The organism is Bradyrhizobium sp. Ses1, from assembly GCF_059512365.1.
In genome coordinates, this window is the sequence record NZ_JCAMOQ010000198.1 from 1 (window position 1) to 681 (window position 681).

The window sequence follows — 681 nt, forward strand, 5'->3', positions numbered from 1 at the left end:
TGCCAGCAACGAGAGCCGGCCCATCAACAACGGCGATGATCAGCGTGCAACAAACCGCGCTCGCGTCGCCTCCGCAACCCCGGCCAGCTCCGACGACGCGAGCGCTCGCACCGAGACCTTGATTGCCGATCAACTCAGCCTTTCAACCTCCACCGGAGCTCCTTCCGAATGACCATGACCTTGACGGAAATCGATCGCTGCCTACGACAATTGCGGCTGTCGGGCATACGCGACACGCTCGAGACCCGGGTCCTGCAGGCCCAGGGCGCCAGCCAACCGTTCCTCGAGACGTTCTGCCTGCTCCTGCAGGACGAACTCGATCGTCGTCAGTCCCGTCTCATCGCTCGCCGCTACCAGCAATCCGGGCTCGAAGAGAAGCTCACGCTCGCGGAGTTCGACTGGTCCTTCAATCCCAAACTGCCGCGTCAGGCCTGCTTCCAGCTGCACACGCTGAAGTTTGTCGCCGCCGGTGAAAACGCACTGCTCATTGGCAAGCCCGGCACCGGAAAGTCGCACGTGGCCAAGGCCGTCGCCTACCAGGCCATCCTGCAAGGCCACAAGGTCCAGTATCTCGAGGCCGATGACTTCTTCAACCGTTACGCCCTCAGCCCGGCCGCTCAGCGCGAAGCTCGGCTGCGGAGCATCTTTGACTGCGATCTGCTTGTGCTTGACGACCTGTTC

The 681-nt window shown here is 62.6% G+C and carries 1 protein-coding gene; it reads left to right on the forward strand.

The annotated features are described in order from the left end of the window. Positions 1–168 precede the first annotated feature (168 nt). A partial coding sequence (locus tag AC5ZG5_RS46345; protein ID WP_456647224.1) for an ATP-binding protein occupies positions 169–681 on the forward strand: 513 nt, incomplete at its 3' end.